The 19,543-nt window shown below is 67.7% G+C and carries 17 protein-coding genes and 1 pseudogene; 12 read left to right on the plus strand and 6 right to left on the minus strand.

Going from position 1 to position 19,543, the window contains the following annotated elements:
* Nucleotide 1: 1 nt before the first annotated feature.
* From mpl to IB225_RS07220, 3 genes are all read right to left on the minus strand, one after another.
* Complete coding sequence (gene mpl, locus IB225_RS07210) at nt 2-1,360, minus strand: UDP-N-acetylmuramate:L-alanyl-gamma-D-glutamyl-meso-diaminopimelate ligase (RefSeq protein WP_225583301.1); 1,359 nt, start codon at nt 1,358-1,360, stop codon at nt 2-4.
* A 76-nt stretch (nt 1,361-1,436) separates the two neighbouring features.
* Nucleotides 1,437-3,146 (minus strand): cellulase family glycosylhydrolase, encoded by a 1,710-nt coding sequence (locus IB225_RS07215; RefSeq protein ID WP_192310495.1) that lies wholly within the window; start codon nt 3,144-3,146, stop codon nt 1,437-1,439.
* Between the two features lie 141 nt (nt 3,147-3,287).
* On the minus strand, nt 3,288-3,866 hold the full coding sequence (locus IB225_RS07220; protein ID WP_192310496.1) for an adenylate kinase: 579 nt from the start codon (nt 3,864-3,866) through the stop codon (nt 3,288-3,290).
* 122 nt (nt 3,867-3,988) lie between these two features.
* On the opposite strand from IB225_RS07220, the gene IB225_RS07225 reads away from it, so the two are divergent.
* The 3 genes from IB225_RS07225 (at nt 3,989) to IB225_RS20505 (ending at nt 5,843) form a co-directional block, all read left to right on the plus strand.
* Complete coding sequence (locus IB225_RS07225) at nt 3,989-5,245, plus strand: 6-phosphofructokinase (protein ID WP_192310497.1); 1,257 nt, start codon at nt 3,989-3,991, stop codon at nt 5,243-5,245.
* Between the two features lie 7 nt (nt 5,246-5,252).
* Nucleotides 5,253-5,645, plus strand: coding sequence for a DUF488 family protein (locus tag IB225_RS07230; RefSeq protein WP_192310498.1), 393 nt, complete (start codon nt 5,253-5,255; stop codon nt 5,643-5,645).
* 69 nt (nt 5,646-5,714) lie between these two features.
* The gene (locus tag IB225_RS20505; RefSeq protein ID WP_255527972.1) at nt 5,715-5,843 is read left to right on the plus strand and encodes a hypothetical protein; all 129 of its coding nucleotides are present in this window, start codon (nt 5,715-5,717) and stop codon (nt 5,841-5,843) included.
* 51 nt (nt 5,844-5,894) lie between these two features.
* Here the strand turns inward: IB225_RS20505 and IB225_RS07235 are convergent, their stop codons facing one another.
* Nucleotides 5,895-6,416 (minus strand): hypothetical protein, encoded by a 522-nt coding sequence (locus IB225_RS07235; protein ID WP_192310499.1) that lies wholly within the window; start codon nt 6,414-6,416, stop codon nt 5,895-5,897.
* A gap of 260 nt (nt 6,417-6,676) precedes the next feature.
* Between IB225_RS07235 and IB225_RS07240 the strand changes: the two are divergent.
* Nucleotides 6,677-8,704, plus strand: a pseudogene (locus IB225_RS07240) (sodium-translocating pyrophosphatase); the annotation flags it as partial.
* A gap of 60 nt (nt 8,705-8,764) precedes the next feature.
* Entirely contained in the window at nt 8,765-9,100 is a 336-nt protein-coding gene (locus IB225_RS20360) for an OmpA family protein (protein WP_225583611.1), read from the plus strand.
* A gap of 72 nt (nt 9,101-9,172) precedes the next feature.
* Here the strand turns inward: IB225_RS20360 and IB225_RS07245 are convergent, their stop codons facing one another.
* Together IB225_RS07245 and IB225_RS07250 are read right to left on the minus strand one after the other, a co-directional pair.
* A complete protein-coding gene (locus tag IB225_RS07245; RefSeq protein ID WP_192310501.1) occupies nt 9,173-9,709 on the minus strand; it encodes a hypothetical protein in 537 nt (178 codons plus the stop codon).
* Nucleotides 9,710-10,001: 292 nt separating this feature from the next.
* Nucleotides 10,002-11,030 (minus strand): LysR family transcriptional regulator, encoded by a 1,029-nt coding sequence (locus tag IB225_RS07250; RefSeq protein ID WP_192310502.1) that lies wholly within the window; start codon nt 11,028-11,030, stop codon nt 10,002-10,004.
* 131 nt (nt 11,031-11,161) lie between these two features.
* Here IB225_RS07250 and IB225_RS07255 point away from each other — a divergent pair, with 131 nt between their 5' ends.
* The 7 genes from IB225_RS07255 to IB225_RS07285 all read left to right on the plus strand — a co-directional run bounded on the left by IB225_RS07255 (nt 11,162) and on the right by IB225_RS07285 (nt 19,473).
* Nucleotides 11,162-11,389, plus strand: coding sequence for a hypothetical protein (locus IB225_RS07255; protein WP_192310503.1), 228 nt, complete (start codon nt 11,162-11,164; stop codon nt 11,387-11,389).
* On the plus strand, nt 11,386-11,853 hold the full coding sequence (locus IB225_RS07260) for a hypothetical protein (protein ID WP_192310504.1): 468 nt from the start codon (nt 11,386-11,388) through the stop codon (nt 11,851-11,853). Before IB225_RS07255 ends, IB225_RS07260 begins: the two co-directional genes overlap by 4 nt.
* Entirely contained in the window at nt 11,850-12,656 is an 807-nt protein-coding gene (locus IB225_RS07265; protein ID WP_192310505.1) for an SDR family NAD(P)-dependent oxidoreductase, read from the plus strand. The genes IB225_RS07260 and IB225_RS07265 overlap by 4 nt, the downstream gene beginning before the upstream one ends.
* 123 nt (nt 12,657-12,779) lie before the next feature.
* Nucleotides 12,780-13,985 (plus strand): efflux RND transporter periplasmic adaptor subunit, encoded by a 1,206-nt coding sequence (locus IB225_RS07270; RefSeq protein ID WP_192310506.1) that lies wholly within the window; start codon nt 12,780-12,782, stop codon nt 13,983-13,985.
* Between the two features lie 126 nt (nt 13,986-14,111).
* A complete protein-coding gene (locus tag IB225_RS07275; RefSeq protein WP_192310507.1) occupies nt 14,112-17,282 on the plus strand; it encodes a multidrug efflux RND transporter permease subunit in 3,171 nt (1,056 codons plus the stop codon).
* Nucleotides 17,283-17,314: 32 nt separating this feature from the next.
* On the plus strand, nt 17,315-18,064 hold the full coding sequence (locus IB225_RS07280; protein ID WP_192310508.1) for an SDR family oxidoreductase: 750 nt from the start codon (nt 17,315-17,317) through the stop codon (nt 18,062-18,064).
* Nucleotides 18,058-19,473, plus strand: coding sequence for an efflux transporter outer membrane subunit (locus tag IB225_RS07285; RefSeq protein ID WP_192310509.1), 1,416 nt, complete (start codon nt 18,058-18,060; stop codon nt 19,471-19,473). The genes IB225_RS07280 and IB225_RS07285 overlap by 7 nt, the downstream gene beginning before the upstream one ends.
* The last annotated feature ends 70 nt before the right edge of the window (nt 19,474-19,543 follow it).

Consider the following 19,543-nt stretch of genomic DNA (forward strand, 5'->3'; position numbering starts at 1 on the left):
CTCAGCCCTGAAGGGCCGCCAGGAAGCGGCGCGGTGCGCCGTCGAAGCCACCGTTCGACATGAACACCACGTGGTCACCTGGGCGCGCGAGCGTCTTCAGCGCAGCGATCAGCGCATCGGCATCCGGCACGGTGCGTGCGTCGCCCCGGATCGCGGCGACCACCTTGCCCGCATCCCACGCCAGTTCCGGACGATGCAGGAACACCACGCCGTCGGCGATGTCGAGCGAGGGCGCGAGCGCCTCGGCGTGCGCGCCGGAGCGCATCGAGTTGCTGCGCGGCTCCATCGCCACCAGGATGCGCGCCGCACCGACCCGCGCACGCAGGCCTTCCAGCGTGGTGTGGATGGCGGTGGGATGATGGGCGAAATCGTCGTAGATGGTGATGCCGTCGTGCTGGCCGATCACTTCCAGTCGCCGCTTCACGCTGCGGAAGGCCCCCAGGGACGACAGCACGGTGGCGACATCGACGCCGACCGCATGACAGGCGGCGAGCGCGGCGAGGCCGTTCAGCACGTTGTGGCGACCCAGCATCGGCCAGTTCACTTCGCCGATCTCGACACCGTTGTGGCGCACGGCGAACGCACTGCCGTCCTCGCGGATCAGGCGCGCGCTCCATTCCAGCGAGGCATCGAAGCCGAATCGCTCCACCGGCGTCCAGCACCCCATCGCCAGCACTTCGGCCAGCCGTGCATCCTCGCCATTGACGATCAGACGGCCGCGACGCGGCACGGTGCGCACCAGATGGTGGAACTGGCGCTGGATCGCGGCCACGTCCGGGAAGATGTCGGCGTGGTCGTATTCCAGGTTGTTGAGGATGGCGACCAGCGGGCGGTAGTGGACGAACTTGCTGCGCTTGTCGAAGAACGCGGTGTCGTACTCGTCCGCCTCGACGACGAACTCGCGCCCGCCGCCGATGCGCGCGGACGCGCCGAAATCCTCGGCCACGCCGCCGATCAGGAAACCGGGCGAGCGGCCTGCCGCATCCAGCAGGTACGTCAGGATGGTCGTGGTGGTGGTCTTGCCGTGCGTGCCGGCCACCGCGAGCGTGTCGCGACCCGGCAGCACGCGTTCGGACAGCCATTGCGCGCCGGAGATGTAGCGGCGCCCCTGGTCCAGCACGGCTTCCACTGCGGGATTGCCGCGCGACAGCGCGTTGCCGATGACGATATCGTCGCAGTCCGGTGCGATGTTCTGCGGCTGGTAGCCCTGCGCCAGTGCGATGCCCAGTTTTTCGAGCTGCGTCGACATGGGCGGATAGATGGCCTGGTCGCTACCTTCGACCGTGTGGCCGAGTTCGCGTGCCAGCGCGGCGACGCCGCCCATGAACGTACCGGCGATGCCAAGAATGTGAATCTTCAAGACGGGACTTCCGTGGAAACTGCGCAGACTGTAGCGGAGCGCGCGCGGTTCGGCACGCCTCCGATCTGTGAGAGGTTCAGCGGGAGAAGCGCAGCGCCTGCAGGTCCATGCTGCCGCCTTCGCCCTTCACCACCAGCGTGTTGCGCCCTGGCGCCAGCAACAGCCCGCGGAAGCCGCGCGCGCGGTCGACCGCCTTCACCGGCATACCGTTGAGCAGCAGCGAGACACGTCCCTCGCCACGCCCGTCCAGCGCCAGGCGGTAGTTGCCGCCGGCGCCGGCATCGAACGTGTATTTCAGCCATTCGCCGCGCTGCAAGCCAGCGACGTGCAGCTGGCCGTCCGCCCCCTTGCCGAGATCGACGCCGTCGTTGCGGTAGGTCATGGCGGGATTCCAGACCACCCGCTCGCCGCCGTCGGAGATGTGGTGGTTGGCCGGCGTCAGGTCGTGGTAAGCGACGCCGTTGCGGCCCATGTCGAAGTCGATGGCGGCGATCGTGCCGCCCGCCTCGCCGATCACGTGCGCCTTGAACGGCACCGACTGGTCCGAATGCGGCGCGCGGAACAGCGCATCGATCACGTCCGGATGCTGCACGTTGTTCTCGTAGCGCACGTCCTCGCGGGCAAAGCGCATCAGGGCGGCTTCGGCCTCCTCCGCCGACGGCTTCGGGCCTTCGCCCTTCCAGTAGGCCAGCACCTGGCGGTAGCCGTCGTTGGGCATGACCTGCAGCGGGTTGTTGTAGCGGATCTTCTTCAGCGGCCACCACGCCCAGCCGATGCCCTCGCCTTCCACCAGCGCCACGGTGCGCGCGAACCAGTCGTTGGAGTTCTCGCCGGTCTCGCCCAGCCAAAGCGGCATGCGGTGCTTGTCGCGCAGGGCAAGCGAGTCCGCGATGCTTTCGCGCGTGGTGACGTTCCAGTACTTGTGGAAGCTGATCACCAGATTGTCGTCCCACGGGCCGTCGTCGAGCACGCCCCGGTAGTTGTTGCCCCAGCAGTTGCCCTCGATGACGATGATGTGGCGTTTGTCGACCTCGCGGATGGCGCGGGTGGTGCGCACCAGCAGGTCCTTCAGCGGCCCGTTGCCTTCCTCCTTGCAACCGTTGCTGTCGGCCTTGTCGGCGAAGCCCCAGTTCGGCTCGTTGATGATGTCGAAGGCGGCGATGTACGGCTCGTCCTTGTAGCGCTGCGCCAGCCTCTTCCACAGCGCGACCATCTTGTCCTGGTGGCGCCGGTCGTCCCACAGCGAAGGTTTCGTGGGGTCGCGATCGGCGATGTTGTTGTCGTTGCCTTGGCCGCCCGGCGCGGCATGCAGATCGAGGATCAGATAGAGATCGTTCGCCTTCGCCCAGGCCAGCAGCTCGTCGGTGCGGCGGAAGCCCTCCTCCACCCAGGTTTGCCGGCCGGCGACAGGCTCCTGTTCCACCGGCAGCGTGTACAGCGCGTAGTGCATCGGCAGGCGTACCGAGTTGAAACCCCAGCGCCCCATCGCGTCGATGTCGGCCTTGGTGGTGTGGTTGTCGCGCCAGGCCTGGTAGAACGCGTCGGCTTTCTCCGGTCCGATCAGTTCGGCGATGCGCGCATGGATGCTGCGCTGCGTGCCCACGCCGTCAATGTCCAGCATGTAGCCTTCCTGCAGCATCCAGCCGCCCAGGCCCATGCCGCGCAGGATCACCGGCTTGCCGCTGGCATCGACGATCTGCGTGCCCTGCGTGCGCAGGAAGTCCTTGGCCTGCACGATGGGCGATGCGGCAAGGCAGGCAAGCAGCAGGCAGGCGATGCGCTTCATCGACGACTCCGGGCGATCCCTCGGGACCCGGACCATATCAGCCGCAACGTCGTCCCAGCGCAGCCCGCCATCACACCCCCGGAAAGCAGAAGCCCCGCATGGGCGGGGCTTCTGAGGGTCATGCGCAGTGCGGAACGGGCGTCAGCCCACTTCCTTCGCCGGCGCCAGCGCCTCGGTGATGCGGGTGAATACCTCGTCCAGCGAGCCGACGCCATCGACGACGGTCAGTTCGCCCTGCTGGCGGTAGAAGTCGATGACTGGCGCGGTCTGGTCGGTGTAGACCTGCAGGCGCTTGCGCACGGATTCCGGATTGTCGTCGGCGCGGCCTTCGGCCTTGGCACGACCGGCGATACGCTCGACCAGCAGCTCGGTCGGCACTTCCAGCTGTACGGCGAAATCGAACTTCTGCCCCAGCTTGGCGAGCAACTGGCCCAACGCGGCCGCCTGCACCAGGTTGCGCGGGTAGCCGTCGAGGATGAAGCCGGCCTTGGTGTCGTCGCGGGAGAAACGGTCTTCCAGCATGCCCAGCAGGATGTCGTCGCTGACCAGCTCGCCGCGCGCCATCACTTCCTTCGCCTGCAGGCCCAGCGGGCTGCCGGCGGCGACTTCGGCGCGCAGCAGGTCGCCGGTGGAGATGTGCGGTACCTGCAGGTAGTCCTTCAGGCGCGCTGCCTGAGTGCCCTTGCCCGACCCGGGTGGGCCCAGTAGAACCAATCGCATGCTGTAACTCTCCCGAACTAGAATCCTGCGGGCGGTGCATGGCGCCAGGCGCCAGGCGCCGCGCTGCATCGCGTCATCTGTGTGAAGCTTACCGCATCCCGGCAACCCGGAACGAACCCCACATGGCTACTGGCACCCTACTTTATGCGCAGTCCGGCGGCGTCACCGCCGTCATCAACGCCTCCGCCTCGGCGGTCATCACCGAAGCCCGCGCCCGCAAAATCAAGGTCTTGGCGGCGCGCAACGGCATCCTCGGCGCCCTGCGCGAGGAGCTGATCGACACCAGCAAGGAGTCGGCGGCGGCCATCCGCGCCCTCGCCCACACGCCCGGCGGCGCCTTCGGCAGCTGCCGGGTGAAGCTGAAATCGCTGGAAGCCGACCGCGCCAAGTACGAGCGCCTGCTGGCGGTGCTGAAGGCGCACGACGTGCGCTACTTCCTCTACAACGGCGGCAACGATTCGGCCGATACGGCGTGGAAGGTCTCGCAGTTGGCGCGGGCCTTCGACTACCCGCTGACCTGCATCGGTGTCCCGAAGACGGTCGACAACGACCTCGCCGTCACCGACACCTGCCCGGGCTTCGGTTCGGCCGCCAAGTACACCGCCGTGTCGGTGCGCGAAGCCGCGCTGGATGTCGCCGCGATGGCCGAGACCTCGACCAAGGTATTCGTCTACGAAGCCATGGGCCGGCATGCCGGCTGGCTGGCGGCCGCGGCCGGCCTGGCCGGGCAGACGCGCGATGAGGCGCCGCACCTGATCCTGTTCCCCGAGCGTCCGTACGACGAAGCCGACTTCCTCGCCCAGGTGAAGAAGACCGTCGATCGCGTGGGCTGGTGCGTGGTGGTGGCCAGCGAAGGCATCCAGTACGCCGATGGCCGCTTCGTGGCCGATGCCGGCGGCGGCAAGGATTCGTTCGGCCATACGCAACTCGGTGGCGTGGCGTCCTATCTGGCCGGGCGCGTCAAGGACCAGCTCGGCATGAAGGTGCACTGGACCCTGCCCGACTACCTGCAGCGTTCGGCACGCCACATCGCCTCGAAGACCGACTGGGAACAGGCGCAGGCGGTCGGCAAGGCTGCCGTGCAGTACGCGCTGAAGGGACAGAACGCGGTGATGCCGGTGATCGTGCGCACCTCCGATGCGCCGTTCCGCTGGAAGATCGAAGCCGCACCGCTGTCGAAGGTCGCCAACCACGAGAAGAAATTCCCACCCGCCTTTATCCGTAAAGATGGTTACGGCATCACGGACAAGGCGCGCACCTACCTGCAGCCACTGATCCGCGGCGAAGCCTATCCGCCGTACGGCACGGATGGCCTGCCCAAATACGTGGCGCTGAAGAACGTGGCGGTGAAGAAGAAGCTACCTGCGTGGGAAGGCTGACGGACGGATGTCCGTCCGCATCGTCCGTCTCGGCAGTCCGCGCGCGAAAGACGAAGGCCTGCGCATCGGCACGGTGCGCCGGCCACCGCGTGGCGTGCCCAAGTCCGAGTTCGCGGCACAGGACTGGTACGACGTCTGGTACCCCAACCTCGCGCCCAGTGCCGAGTTGGTGAAGGAAGCGCAGGACGCGACCACGCCCAAGTCGTGGGCCGCCTTCGTGAAGAAATACCGCACCGAGATGGCGACGCCCGACAATGCGCGCACGCTGGACCTGCTCGCCGCGCTGTCGCACGGCAGCGATTTCTCTGTCGGCTGCTATTGCGAGGATGAAGCGCACTGCCATCGCTCGGTCTTGCGCGACCTGCTTGCCGAGCGCGGCGCCCGCCTCAAGGCAGGGTGACCTCAGGCACCGTTGCGGCGTGCACGGCGGTGCTAGCGTGGCATTCGTCGCCACAACGGGATCCACCCCATGTTCCGAAAACTGGTAATCGGCGTGCTCGCCATCGCCATCGGACTCGCGGTAGCCGGCGCCGGCTATCGCTTCGGGCAATACCTGTCGCACAAGGACGCGGCGCCGACCGCGGGCACCAAGGCCTGAGCGATCTTCCTCTCGACTAGCGTGGGGCGATAGACGATCGCCGGCCGGTTCCTAGCGACAGGCTTTGCCTTCCACATCCAGCTTCGCCGCGAACAGCGTCAGTGACGGCGCCTGCGCCGCAGTACCGGCCTGCTGCTTCGCGTCCTGCAGGTAGATGCGCGACTGTCCCTGGCCATCGAGCGGCGGCGGTGTCGCGCTGCCGGGCTTGCGCCACACGCGTACGACCGCCTGCTGCGACGGACACGCGGCATTCGGCACGCGGATCACGTCGTTGAGTTTCCAGCCCGCGGCAACGGACGGCTTCGCCTTGTCGAAGTCGACGAAGCGCGCCCGCGGCTGGCATTGCGGACTGGTGCGCACGGGTGCGTAGCGATAGGGCTGCGCCGCGTCGCCGGTGAACGCACCTTCCAGACGCGCGCACGCCTCGGGAATCTGCCGCAGGCTGTGCACCGCACCGACGGCCTGCGGCGTACCGGCTGGACGCTGGATCTCCGGCGCAGGCTCGGCTGCGCGCAGCGGCGACACCGCCAGCAAGCACGCGGCGAGCAAGGGAAGTGCGACGGTCTGGCGCATGGCAACTCCTTGAAACGGATGCGGAAACAGGATCAGGGCCGCAAGGCTGGCACGGAAAGCCTGAACCGGCCCGTCACCGCTGGCGGCGCGCAGCGCATCCGGTCATACTCGGGCCAGCTCCAGGGATGTCTGAACAAGGGTTTCGTGCTGCAGTCCATCGCAGCGGTCGAGTGCGCTCAATCGTTCAACAGGCTCCACCGGGATTGGGTTGCGTGTTCATGCGTTTCGCTGGACGACATCCATCTACCTTGGGAGGGGTCATGCTGGAACAACACGGTTTGACGCTGGCGCTGATCTGCGCCGGCGTGGCGATCATCTACGGCGTGGTGGCTGCGCGCTGGATCCTGAAACAGCCCGCGGGCAACGCCCGCATGCAGGAAATCGCGGCGGCCGTGCAGGAAGGCGCCAGCGCCTACCTCAACCGCCAATACGCCACCATCGGCATCGCCGGCGCCGTGCTGCTCGTGCTGATCGGCTTCTTCGTTTCCTGGCCCAGCGCGATCGGTTTCCTGATCGGCGCCGTGCTGTCCGGCGCCGCCGGCTACATCGGCATGAACGTCTCGGTACGCGCCAACGTGCGCACGGCCGAAGCGGCCAACAAGGGCATGAGCGCGGCGATGGACGTGGCCTTCAAGGGCGGCGCCATCACCGGCATGCTGGTCGTCGGGCTGGGCCTGCTGGGCGTGGTCGGCTACTACGCCGTGCTGCATCTCCACATGGGCTACACCCAGGCCGATGCGCTGCATGCGCTGGTCGGCCTGGCGTTCGGCTCTTCGCTGATCTCGATCTTCGCGCGCCTGGGCGGCGGCATCTTCACCAAGGGTGCCGACGTCGGCGCGGACCTGGTGGGCAAGGTGGAAGCCGGCATTCCCGAGGACGATCCGCGCAACCCGGCGGTGATCGCCGACAACGTGGGCGACAACGTCGGCGACTGCGCCGGCATGGCGGCCGACCTGTTCGAGACCTATGCGGTCACCATCATCGCGACCATGCTGCTCGGCAGCCTGATGGCCGCGCAGGCCGGCCAGCATGCGGTGCTCTATCCGCTGGTGCTCGGCGGCGTATCGATCATCGCCTCGATCATCGGCGCGATGTTCGTGAAGGTGAAGGCGGGCGGCTCGATCATGGGCGCGCTGTACAAGGGCGTGATCGTGTCGGGCGTGCTGGCGGCCATCGCGTTCTATCCGATCACCACGCAGCTGATGGCGGATTCGTCCTACGGTGCGATGAACCTGTACTGGTGCGCACTGGTCGGCCTGGTGCTGACCGGCGCCATCGTGTGGATCACCGAGTACTACACCGGCACGCAGTACGCGCCGGTCAAGCACGTCGCCGCGGCGTCGACCACCGGCCACGGCACCAACATCATCGCCGGCCTCGGCGTGTCGATGCGTTCGACGGCCTGGCCGGTGGTTGCGGTGTGCATCGCGATCCTCGGTGCGTATTCGCTCGGCGGCCTGTACGGCATCGCCATTGCCGCGACGGCGATGCTGTCGATGGCCGGCATGATCGTGGCGCTGGATGCCTACGGCCCGATCACCGACAACGCCGGCGGCATCGCCGAGATGGCGGAACTGCCGCCGGAAATCCGCAACATCACCGACCCGCTGGACGCCGTGGGCAATACCACCAAGGCGGTGACCAAGGGCTATGCGATCGGCTCGGCGGCCCTGGCCGCGCTGGTGCTGTTCGCCGACTACACGCACAACCTGCAGACGGCGCACCCCGGCACGATCTTCACCTTCGACCTGTCCAACCACCTGGTGATCGTCGGCCTGCTGATCGGCGGCCTGATCCCCTACCTGTTCGGCGCGATGGCGATGGAAGCCGTCGGCCGCGCGGCGGGCAGCGTGGTGGAAGAAGTGCGCCGGCAGTTCCGCGAGATCAGCGGGATCATGGAAGGCACGGCCAAGCCGCAGTACGACAAGGCCGTGGACATGCTGACCAAGTCGGCGATCAAGGAAATGATCGTGCCGTCGCTGCTGCCGGTCATCGTGCCGATCATCGTCGGCCTGCTGCTGGGTCCGCAGGCGCTGGGCGGCCTGCTGATCGGCACGATCGTGACGGGCCTGTTCGTCGCCATCTCGATGACCACCGGCGGCGGTGCGTGGGACAACGCCAAGAAGTACATCGAGGACGGCCACCACGGCGGCAAGGGTAGCGAAGCGCACAAGGCGGCGGTCACCGGCGACACCGTCGGCGATCCATACAAGGACACGGCAGGCCCGGCGATCAACCCGCTGATCAAGATCATCAACATCGTCGCGCTGCTGCTGGTGCCGGTGTTGCCGGTGAACGGCTGGCTGGGCAGCGCCACCTCGCCCGACGTCGCCGCGCATGCCGCGCCGATGACCGCAGGCGACGTGGTGGATGGACGCAGCGCACGCATCCTGTTCGACAGCGGCTCGGCGGTCGTGCCGTCGGACACCAGCGCACGCCTGTCCGGCGTGCTGGGCACGCTGGCGGCTGACCCTGCGACGCAAGCACGCGTCTCCGGCTTCCACGACGCCAGTGGCGACGCGGCGGCGAACGAGGCCCTGGCAAAGCAGCGGGCCGAGGCCATCCAGCAATGGCTGGTGGTCAACGGCGTGGCTGCCGAGCGCATCACGCTCGACAAGCCTGCGCAGACCACCGGCAGCGGTGATGCCGACGAGGCGCGACGCGTGGACGTGCTGGTGGAGTAACGCGTCGCACGATGCGGAACGACGAAGGGCGGCCCATGGGCCGCCCTTCTTTCTTCAGACGCCGGGAAACGATCAGGACGTGGGCTGCAACGCCACCACGCGCACGTCGACATCCTTGCAGGCGTCGTCCTTGCAGATGCCGTTTACCCACGCCTCGCCATTGCCGAACATCACGCCCTTGTAGTTGACCATCAACTGCGAATACTTCTGCCGCTTGATCGCCTCGGCGATGGCCGGCGTCATGATCCGGTCGTACTCCCGCACGAAGGCATCGGCATCGTCCACCTTGATCGACTGCCCTTCACGCACGGTGGCGAACGGGTAGTTCACCAGCGCCGCGACGGCCGCGGTGTCGTTCGCCGTCACCGCCTGCTGCAACTGGCGAATCACCGTCTCGTAGCGCGTGTGGTCGCCCAGCACCTCGTCGATAGCCTGGTTGACCGCCAGCGGATCATCGACGACCTCGGCCACGGAAGCGGGCGCTGCCGGTGTCGCGTCGGCGGCAGGCTGGGCCGGCTTCACCTCCGGTGTCGACGTCGTGGTGTCGGGAGTGGCCGGCGTGCAGGCCGCCAGCCATAGCGCCGCGAGCGCGGCGATCGGTGTCTTCATCGTGCGGATTCCTGGTCAGGGGGAGACGCGGTGCGGAAGCCTGTCCATGGCGACTACCCAACTCCGGCGATGCGTTCCCATCCTAGCCAGCCCTGCGATCGATTGCGTTCGGGAATCGTTAGTCGACGCGGTTCGCCCATGGATCGGGTGCTCCGCGTTACCGACAGCACACACCTGCCCTTGCCGTCATCCCAGCGCACGCTGGGATCCATTGGCTTTGGCAGTTGCCCGTACGGATCCGCAGCAGGATGCAAGAGCAAGATGGGTCCCAGCGTGCGCTGGGAAGACGGCATCAGCTCAACACATCCGCCAGCACCTTGCGACCCACGGCCGCCGCCGCCTCGACTTCCGGCGCCGCGTCCACGGCGGCGCGCGCCTCGGCCTGCTGCTGCAGGTACACCGGGCAGTGCTGCATCATGTAGTCGACGTCGAACTTCATGCGCTCGACCAGGAAGTCGACGAACGCGCGCACCTTCGGCGACTGCACGTGGCCACGCGGGAACACCGCGTTGAATTCGTATTCCTGCCCTGCCCAGCCGGCGAGCACGCGCTGCAGGTGGCCCTGTTCCAGGTATGGCTTGACCATCACGTCCGCGCCGACCATCAGGCCTTCGCCGCACAGCAGCGCGCCTTTCAGCGCAGCGGGATCGTTGGCGACCAGGATCGGATTGATCGGATAGTCCTGCTCGCCGTTGGCATCACGCAGCGTCAGCGCGAAGCCGTTGCCGCGGCGGTTCTTCGGCATCGCCAGCACGCGGTGATGCTGCAGGTCGTTCGGATGCAGCGGTTCGCCATAGCGCGCCAGGTACTTCGGGCTGGCATACACCTGCGTGCGCAGCGTGCTGAGGCGACGCGCGACAAGGTTGGAATCGGGCAGGCTGCCGATGCGCAGCGCGACATCGATCTCGCCGGAGATCAGGTCGAGGGTGTCGTTGGCGAGCAGCATCTCGACCCGGATCTCGGGATACTGCGCGTGGAACTCACCCAGCAGCGGCGCGATCTTGTCGATGCCGATCGAATACGGCGCGGTGAAGCGCAGCCAGCCGCGCGGACCGGCATGCAGCTGGCTGACCGCGCTCGCTGCTTCGTTCAACTCACGCGCGATGCGCTGGCAGTGTTCGTAGTAGACGTTGCCGGCTTCGGTAAGGCCGAGCTTGCGCGTGGTCCGGTGCAGCAGTTGCGCACCCAGGCGCGTCTCGAGTTCCTGCACCTTGCGGCTGACGGTGGTCTTCGGCAGGCGCAGCACGTTGGCGGCGGCAATGAAGCTGCCCTGCTCCACCACCTTGACGAAGATCAGGGTGTCGTTGAGATCGTGGCTCATCGTGGGGACTCCGGTAGGCGAAGGGCACATTGGCCCGCTGACGGGATGATTATTCCCCTAAATCAGGACTAATCAAGTCCTCATTGGGGGCGTAACGTGGCGTCCATCGTCCTCCACCGGGTACCGCCCCCATGCTGTTCGCCCGCCTCTTCCAGTCGCTGGAACACCCTGAAGACTCTCGCGAAGTCCCGTCCGAGCGGGCTTTCCGTCGCAGCAAGAGCCTGCTGTTACATGACATTTCCGGTCATGTGGCGGCTCCGCGCTCGCAGCGTGGCGGTGTGCTGGGAGGTGGCCGCCGCCTGGGCAGCCTGATGTCGGGTTCTGGGATTATCCCGGTCGCGGGAGGATTCATCCCATGAGCGGGACACTCGCCCGCCGCGTTCCGACGAACGGCAGCGCCCATCGGCTGCGCTGCGCCGGCGCCTCGCGGTTGCGCCTGGCGCGCTGCGACGCCTACGTCGCGCCGACCATCGACAGCGCGCAGGATCAGGCAATCGCACAGCAGGATCCGGATATCGCCATCGGCGCACCGGTCGCCAGACTGGCCCCCATGCCCTCCTCTCCCACAAGCGCCGCCCTGCGCTGGCTGCGTGCCGCTGCCCGCACGCTGGTCGAACGCTTCCGCAGGCCGACCGACCCGTCGACATCCTCCCCCGCGACGGGTCGGTCCGCCGTGCGCCTGCCGTTCGCCGGCAAGCGTGCCGGCTTTCGCGAATTCACCCTGCCGCGCCACCTGGCCGACGGCGGCGCGCTGCGCCTGCGGGTGAAGTCGGCCGGCTTCAGCGCGCGCATCGCCTCGCTGCCGGTACGGAGCAAGCCGTGAACGCGACGAACGAATCGCTGACCCCGGGCGCACTGGTGATGGGCGCGAGTGGCAACGTCGGTTTCGGCGTTGTCGGCGCGCTGCTCGAAGCCGGCTGCCCGGTGCTGGCCGTCGGTCGCGAAGGACCACGCATGAGCGCGCTGGCCGAGCACTTCGACGACGAGCCGGGGCTGCAGTTGCTGCATTCGCCGTGCATCCACGACGACCGCGGCGCCGCGCGCCTGGCCGACGAAGTGCGCGAGCGCGGCCGCCCGCTGCGTGCGGTGTTCGCCAGCATGGGCACGCCGCTGCAGGCGGGTCGCCTGCTGGATCGCCCGGCATCGTTCCTGCTGGAGAAGCTGGAAGCGGACCTGATCCCGCATCTCGCTGCCGCACGCCATCTGCTGCCGCTGCTGTCCGAAAGCCAGACCGCGGCGAACTACGTGCTGATCGGCGGTCCGTATGCCGAACGCGGCTGGTCCGGTTATGGCCACGCCTCGGTGACCGGCGCGGCGATGCGCATGCTGACGCAGGTGTTGCACGAAGAAGCGCAGACGATGGGCGTCCGCGTGCAGCTGCTGTCGGTCGACAAGCCGGTGTGCACGCCCGAGAACGCCATCAATGCGTGCGCCGAGTGGCCGAATGCGCTGGCGGTCGGCCGCAGCGCGGTGTCGCTGCTGTCGCGCAACGGCCGCGCCGCGCAGTCCATCGTCACCTGGTCCGCGCACGACGCCAAACCGCCGGAGCAGACCCTCGCGCGCGATTTCGAGGATGCGCTGTGGGCGGTCGCCGGGGCGAATCGCAACGGCCGCGCCTCCGCCTGACTGTCACGCCACCGCTTCGTCCGTCGTCCCTGCCTTGCTATCGAACTTCCGCTTGACCTCAACCTGACTTCAGGTCGCACCCTTCCCACCCGTTTCCCCCTCTCCCCCAAGAGACCACCACCCATGAACACGCCTCTTTCCGTTTCCCCGCGTTCGTCGCGCCTGCTGGCACTCGGTGCGTTCAGTGCCCTCGCCATCGCCGTGCTGGCCGGTTGCAGCGGCCAGGCCGCCGAGAACGGCGCCCCGCCGCCGCCCGAAGTCAGCGTTGCCGCCGTGCCGGTCAAGACCGTCAGCCAGTGGGACGAATTCAGTGGCCGCGTCGAAGCCATCGAGCATGTCGACCTGCGTCCGCGCGTGTCCGGCTACATCGACCGCGTCGTCTACACCGAAGGCCAGGAAGTGAAGAAGGGCGACGTGCTGTTCACCATCGACGCCCGCAGCTACCGTGCCGAACTGGCGCGCGCGCAGGCCGAACTGGCACGTGCCCGCACCCAGGCCGAACTCGGCCGCAGCGAAGCCTCGCGCGCCAAGCGCCTGTCCGACCTGCAGGCGCTGTCGACCGAAGAGTACGAGCAGCGCCGCGCCAACGCCGACCAGGCGCAGGCGAACGTCGCCGCCGCGCAGGCCGCCGTCGAGACCGCACGCCTCAACCTGGAATGGACGCAGGTACGCGCGCCCATCGATGGCCGCGCCGGTCGCGCGCTGGTGACCGCCGGCAATCTGGTCAGCGCCGGCGATGCCGCCAGCGTCCTGACCACGGTGGTCTCGCTGGACAAGGTGCACGTGCACTTCGACGCCGACGAACGCGCCTTCCTGCGCTACGCCGAGATGGCGCGCAAGGGCGAGCGCCCGAGCGAGCGCGAAGGCAAGGTGCCGGTGCAGGTCGCGCTGGCGAACGAGTCCGACTTCCCGCACGCGGGCACGGTCGACTTCCTCGACAACCAGGTCGATCGCAGCACCGGCACCATCCGCGCCCGCGCCGTCCTCGACAACGCCGACCGCACGTTCACGCCGGGCCTGTATGCGCGCGTGCGCCTGCTGGGCAGCGGCGAGTTCAAGGCCGCGCTGGTCGACGACAAGGCCGTGCTGACCGACCAGGATCGCAAGTACGTCTACGTGGTCGACAAGGAAGGCAAGGCGCAGCGCCGCGACGTGAAGGTGGGCCGCATGGCCGATGGCCTGCGCATCGTCGAGCAGGGCCTGGTAGCCGGCGACAAGGTCATCGTCAGCGGCGTGCAGAAGGTCTTCTTCCCCGGCATGCCGGTGCAGGCCAAGGCCGTCGCGATGGGCGCCAGCCAGGCGCCGGCCGCAACGGTCGCCATGAAGTAAGCGACACGTCGTTCCCGCACTGACGGGAACGACAGCCGCCACTTCCAACGCGGATCCACGATTCCAACCACTGCCCCTGCGGGCAGTGGCCAGCCCTTTGCATCTCCATTTCCAGGAAATCCACCCATGGACTTCTCCCGTTTCTTCATCGACAGGCCGATCTTCGCCGCCGTGCTGTCGATCGTGATCTTCGCCGCCGGCCTGATCTCGATCCCGCTGCTGCCGATCGGTGAATACCCCGAAGTGGTGCCGCCCTCGGTGGTCGTGCGCACGGTCTATCCGGGCGCCAACCCCAAGGTCATCGCCGAAACCGTGGCAACGCCACTTGAGGAAGCCATCAACGGCGTCGAGGACATGATGTACATCAAGTCCGTCGCCGGTTCCGATGGCGTGCTCTCGCTGACCGTCACCTTCAAGCCGGGCACCGATCCGGATGAAGCCGCGGTGCGCGTGCAGAACCGCGTGGCACAGGCACAGGCGCGCCTTCCCGAAGACGTGCGCCGCCAGGGCGTGACCACGCAGAAGCAGTCGCCGGTGTTCCTGATGGTCGTCCACCTGACCTCCAGCGACGGCAAGTACGACTCGCTGTACCTGCGCAACTACATGCGCCTGCACGTGAAGGACGAACTGGCGCGCATCCCCGGCGTCGGCGACGCGCAGCAGTTCGGCGGTGGTGACTACGCCATGCGCCTGTGGCTGGACCCGGACAAGGTCGCCTCGCGCGGCATGACCGCCAGCGACGTGCTGCGTGCCGTGCGCGAGCAGAACGTGCAGGTCTCGGCCGGCCAGCTGGGCGCCGAACCGATGCCGAACGGCAGCGACTTCCTGCTGCCGATCAATGCCAAGGGCCGCCTGGAGACCGTCGAGGAATTCGGCGACATCGTGCTGAAGAGCGGCGGTGACGGCGAGATCGTGCGCCTGGCCGACGTGGCCCGCATCGAACTGGCCGCCGGCGACTACACCCTGCGCGCCCGCCTGGACGGCAAGAACGCGTCCGCCATCGGCATCTTCCAGGCCCCCGGCGCCAACGCGCTGGATATCCGCGACGCGGTGGTGGCCAAGATGGACGAGCTGCGCCCGACCCTGCCGCCGGGCGTCGAGATCCAGTCGATCTACGACACCACGGTGTTCGTGCGCGACTCGATCAAGTCGGTGATCAGCACGCTGCTGGAAGCCACGCTGCTGGTGGTGCTGGTGGTGATCCTGTTCCTGCAGACCTGGCGCGCGTCGATCATTCCGTTGCTGGCGGTGCCGGTGTCGGTGGTCGGTACGTTCGCCGTGCTGTACCTGCTGGGCTATTCGATCAACACACTGACCCTGTTCGGCCTGGTGCTGGCCATCGGCATCGTGGTGGATGACGCCATCGTGGTCGTCGAGAACGTGGAGCGCCACATCGAACACGGCGCCACGCCGCTGGAAGCAGCGCACCTGGCGATGAAGGAAGTGTCCGGACCCATCATCGCGATCGCCCTCGTGCTGTGTGCAGTGTTCGTGCCGATGGCGTTCCTGACCGGCGTCACCGGCCAGTTCTACAAGCAGTTCGCGGTCACCATCGCCATCTCCACGGTGATCTCGGCGATCAACTCGCTGACCCTGTCGCCGGCGCTGGCCGCCAAGCTGCTGCGTCCGCACGATGCGCCGAAGGATCGCCTGTCGCGCGTGATCGATGGCCTGTTCGGCTGGCTGTTCCGTCCGTTCAACCGCTTCTTCAAGCGCAACTCCGAGCGCTATGAAGGCGCGGTGGGTCGCACGCTGGGCCGTCGTGGCGCGGTGTTCTTGGTGTATGCCGTGCTGCTGGTGGGCGCGGGCCTGATGTTCCGCGCGGTGCCGGCCGGCTTCATCCCGGTGCAGGACAAGCAGTACCTGATCGCCGGCGTGAAGATGCCCGAAGGCGCTTCGATCGAACGCACCGATGCGACGCTGAAGAAGATGGCTGCCATCGCCATGAAGGTGGAAGGCGTGGAGCACGAGGTCGCGTTCCCGGGCCTGAATCCGCTGCAGTTCACCAACACGCCCAACAACGGCGTGGTGTTCTTCACCCTGAAGCCGTTCAACGAACGCTCGCGCAGTGCCGAAGAGATCACTGCCGAACTGAACCAGAAGTTCTCCAGCATCCAGGAAGGCTTCACCTTCGCCTTCATGCCGCCGCCGATCCAGGGCCTGGGCAACGGCTCCGGCTGGTCGCTGTTCGTCGAGGACCGCACGCGGTTGGGCTACGGCGAACTGCAGAGCGCGGTGCAGGCCTTCCAGGGTGCGGCGTCGCAGACGCCGGGCCTGGGCTTCCCGATCAGCAGCTACCAGGCCAACGTGCCGCAGCTGGATGCCGAGGTCGATCGCGTGAAGGCCAAGGCGCAGGGCGTGCCGTTGACCGAAGTGTTCGACACGCTGCAGACCTACCTGGGCTCGGCCTACGTCAACGACTTCAACATGTTCGGCCGCACCTGGCAGGTGATCGCCCAGGCCGACGGCTCGTTCCGCGACAACGTCGAGGACATCGCCAATCTGCGCACCCGCAACGCCAACGGCGAGATGGTGCCGATCGGCAGCATGGTGAACGTCAAGCAGACCTACGGCCCCGACCCGGTGATCCGCTTCAACGGCTATCCCGCCGCCGACCTGCTGGGCGACGCCGACCCGCGCATCCTGTCGTCCGGCGAAGCGATGGCCAAGGTCACCGAACTGGCCCAGCAGGCGCTGCCGACCGGCATGGGCATCGGCTGGAGCGACCTGAGCTACCAGCAGGCCACGCAGGGCAAGGCGGCGCTGGTGGTGTTCCCGCTGGCCGTGCTGCTGGCCTTCCTGGTGCTGGCCGCGCTGTACGAAAGCTGGACCCTGCCGCTGGCGGTGATCCTGATCGTGCCGATGACGCTGCTCTCGGCCCTGGCCGGCGTGTGGCTGGTCGGTGGCGACAACAACGTGTTCGTGCAGGTGGGCCTGGTGGTGCTGATGGGCCTGGCGTGCAAGAACGCCATCCTGATCGTCGAGTTCGCCCGCGAGCTGGAGCTGCAGGGCAAGGGCATCATCGAATCAGCACTGGAATCCTGTCGCCTGCGCCTGCGCCCGATCATCATGACGTCGGTGGCGTTCATCGCCGGTACCGTCCCGCTGGTCCTGTCCAGCGGTGCAGGCGCCGAGGTGCGCTCCGTCACCGGCATCACCGTGTTCGCGGGCATGCTGGGCGTCACCCTGTTCGGCCTGTTCCTGACCCCGGTGTTCTACGTGGCCCTGCGCAAGCTGGCCAACAAGCCGCTGGTGTCCCATGCCCCCGCCGCCGACACGGCGACGACACACGCCTGATTGAATTCCCCTTACCCCAACGAGGTCATGCCATGAACGTTTCTTCCAAGATCGCCCTCGTCACCGGTGCCACCCGCGGCATCGGTCGCGAGACCGTCCGCCAGCTGGCCGAAGCCGGCGTCCACACCCTGCTGGCCGGCCGCAACCGCGACAAGGCGGTCGAAGCCGTGCTGGACCTGCAGGCCCAGGGCCTGCCGGTCGAGGCCATCGCGCTCGACGTTACCGACTCGGCCAGCATCGCCGCCGCCGTCAAGGAGGTCGAGCAGCGCCACGGCCGCCTCGACATCCTGGTCAACAACGCCGGCATCCTGGTCGACGACGGCACCAAGGGCGTATCCGGTCAGTCGCTGGACACCTGGCGCACCACGTTCGACACCAACCTGTTCGGCCTGATCGAGACCACGCAGGCGTTCCTGCCGCTGCTGCGCAAGTCCAGCGCCGGCCGCATCGTCAACGTGTCCAGCCTGCTCGGCTCGCTGTCGGAACACCAGAACCCGGAATCCTTCATCTACGAGTTCAAGGGCGTGCCGGCCTACAACGTGTCCAAGAGTGCGGTGAACGCGTGGACCATCCACCTGGCGCACGAACTGAAGGACACCGGCATCAAGGTCAACACCATCCACCCCGGCTACGTGCAGACCGACATGAACAAGTCGGGCGACCAGCAGAACGGTGAGCTGTCCGTGCCGGAAGGCGCGCGCACCAGCGTGCAGCTGGCGCTGATCGACAACGACGGCCCGACCGGTGGCTACTACTACTTCGACCAGGTGCTGCCATGGTGATCCGCTCGCTCGTCATCGGTATCGCAACGGTGCTGCTGGCCGGCTGCGTGACGGTGGGGCCGGACTACGCGGCCCCGCAGACGGCACCGGCCACGCTGCAGCAGGCGGGCGCGGCGGACTTTGTGTCCGCCAGTCCCGTCGCCACGTGGTGGAGCCAGTTCGACGATCCGGTGCTCGACCAGCTGGTCCGCGAAGCGTTGCTGGCCAACCTGGACCTGCGCATCGCGGTGTCGCGCGTCAACGAGGCCCGTGCGGTGTTCTCCGAACGCCGGCTGGACCTGGCGCCGCACGTCACGATGGGCGTGGAAGGTACGCGCAGCAAGCAGCCGGTCGAAGGCCAGGGCCGCGTGGAGACGGACAGCTACTCCGCCGGCTTCGACGCCGCCTGGGAACTGGACCTGTTCGGCCGCGTGCGCCGCAGCGCCGAGGCCGCGCATGCGGACCTGCAGGCACAGCGCAATGACCTGCAAGCCGTGCAGGTCACCGTGGCCGCGGAAGTGGCGCGCAACTACTTCGAGTTGCGCGGCACGCAGAAGCGGCTGGACGTGTCGCGGCGCATCCTGCAGACGCTGGGCGACACGCAGCGCCTGACCGAGTCGCGCTTCGACCTGGGCGCCGGCAGCCAGCTCGAGGTGCAGAGCAGCCTCGCCCGCGTACGCGCCGTCGAAGCCGAAGTGCCGATGCTGGAAGCCGCCGAAGGCCAGTCGCGTCATCGGCTGGCGGTGCTGGTGGGCAAGCGTCCGGGCGAACTCGATGCCGTGCTTGTCCCGCGCGAGGCGCCGGCGTTCGCCAAGGCATTGCCGATCGGCGACACCACCGAGCTGCTGCGCCAGCGTCCGGATGTCCGCGCGGCCGAACGTCGCCTGGCGGCCGCCACGGCGCGCGTCGGCGTGGCCACGGCGGACCTGTTCCCGCGGGTCAGCCTGCGTGGCTTCATCGGTTTCCTGTCCGGCGGCTGGGGCAACCTGGTCAATGGCGACAACCGCGCCTGGCAGGTGACGCCCTCGATCAGCTGGGCCGCGTTCGACATGGGCAGCGTCCGCGCACGCCTGCGTGCGAGCGAGGCGCAGTCCGACGGCGTAGCCGCGCAGTACGAGAAGGCCGTGCTGGGCGCACTGGAGGAAACGGAGAACGCACTGCTGTCGTATGCCAAGCAGCAGGAACAGCTGAAGCTCAGGCTGGAACAATCCGTTGCCGCCCGCCGCGCAGCAGAGCTGGCCGAAGTCCGGTATCGTGCCGGCTCGTCGGACTTCCTGACCCTGCTGGACGCACAACGCACGCAACTCGCGGCGGACGATGCGTTGGCGCAGGCCGAGGCCGGCGTCAATGTCGGCGTCGTGACGATCTACAAGTCGCTGGGTGGCTGGGGCGAACAGGATGTGGCCCCCGCCATCGCCGCCTTGCCCTGATCCCGTGCCGTCACACCGCCTTTCCGATAGTGCATTGCATGCTGCGCCCACGGGCGCAGCCCACCCCTGA

The sequence above is a fragment of the Pseudoxanthomonas sp. PXM02 genome (genome assembly GCF_014851805.1).
Classification (GTDB): Bacteria; Pseudomonadota; Gammaproteobacteria; order Xanthomonadales; family Xanthomonadaceae; genus Pseudoxanthomonas_A.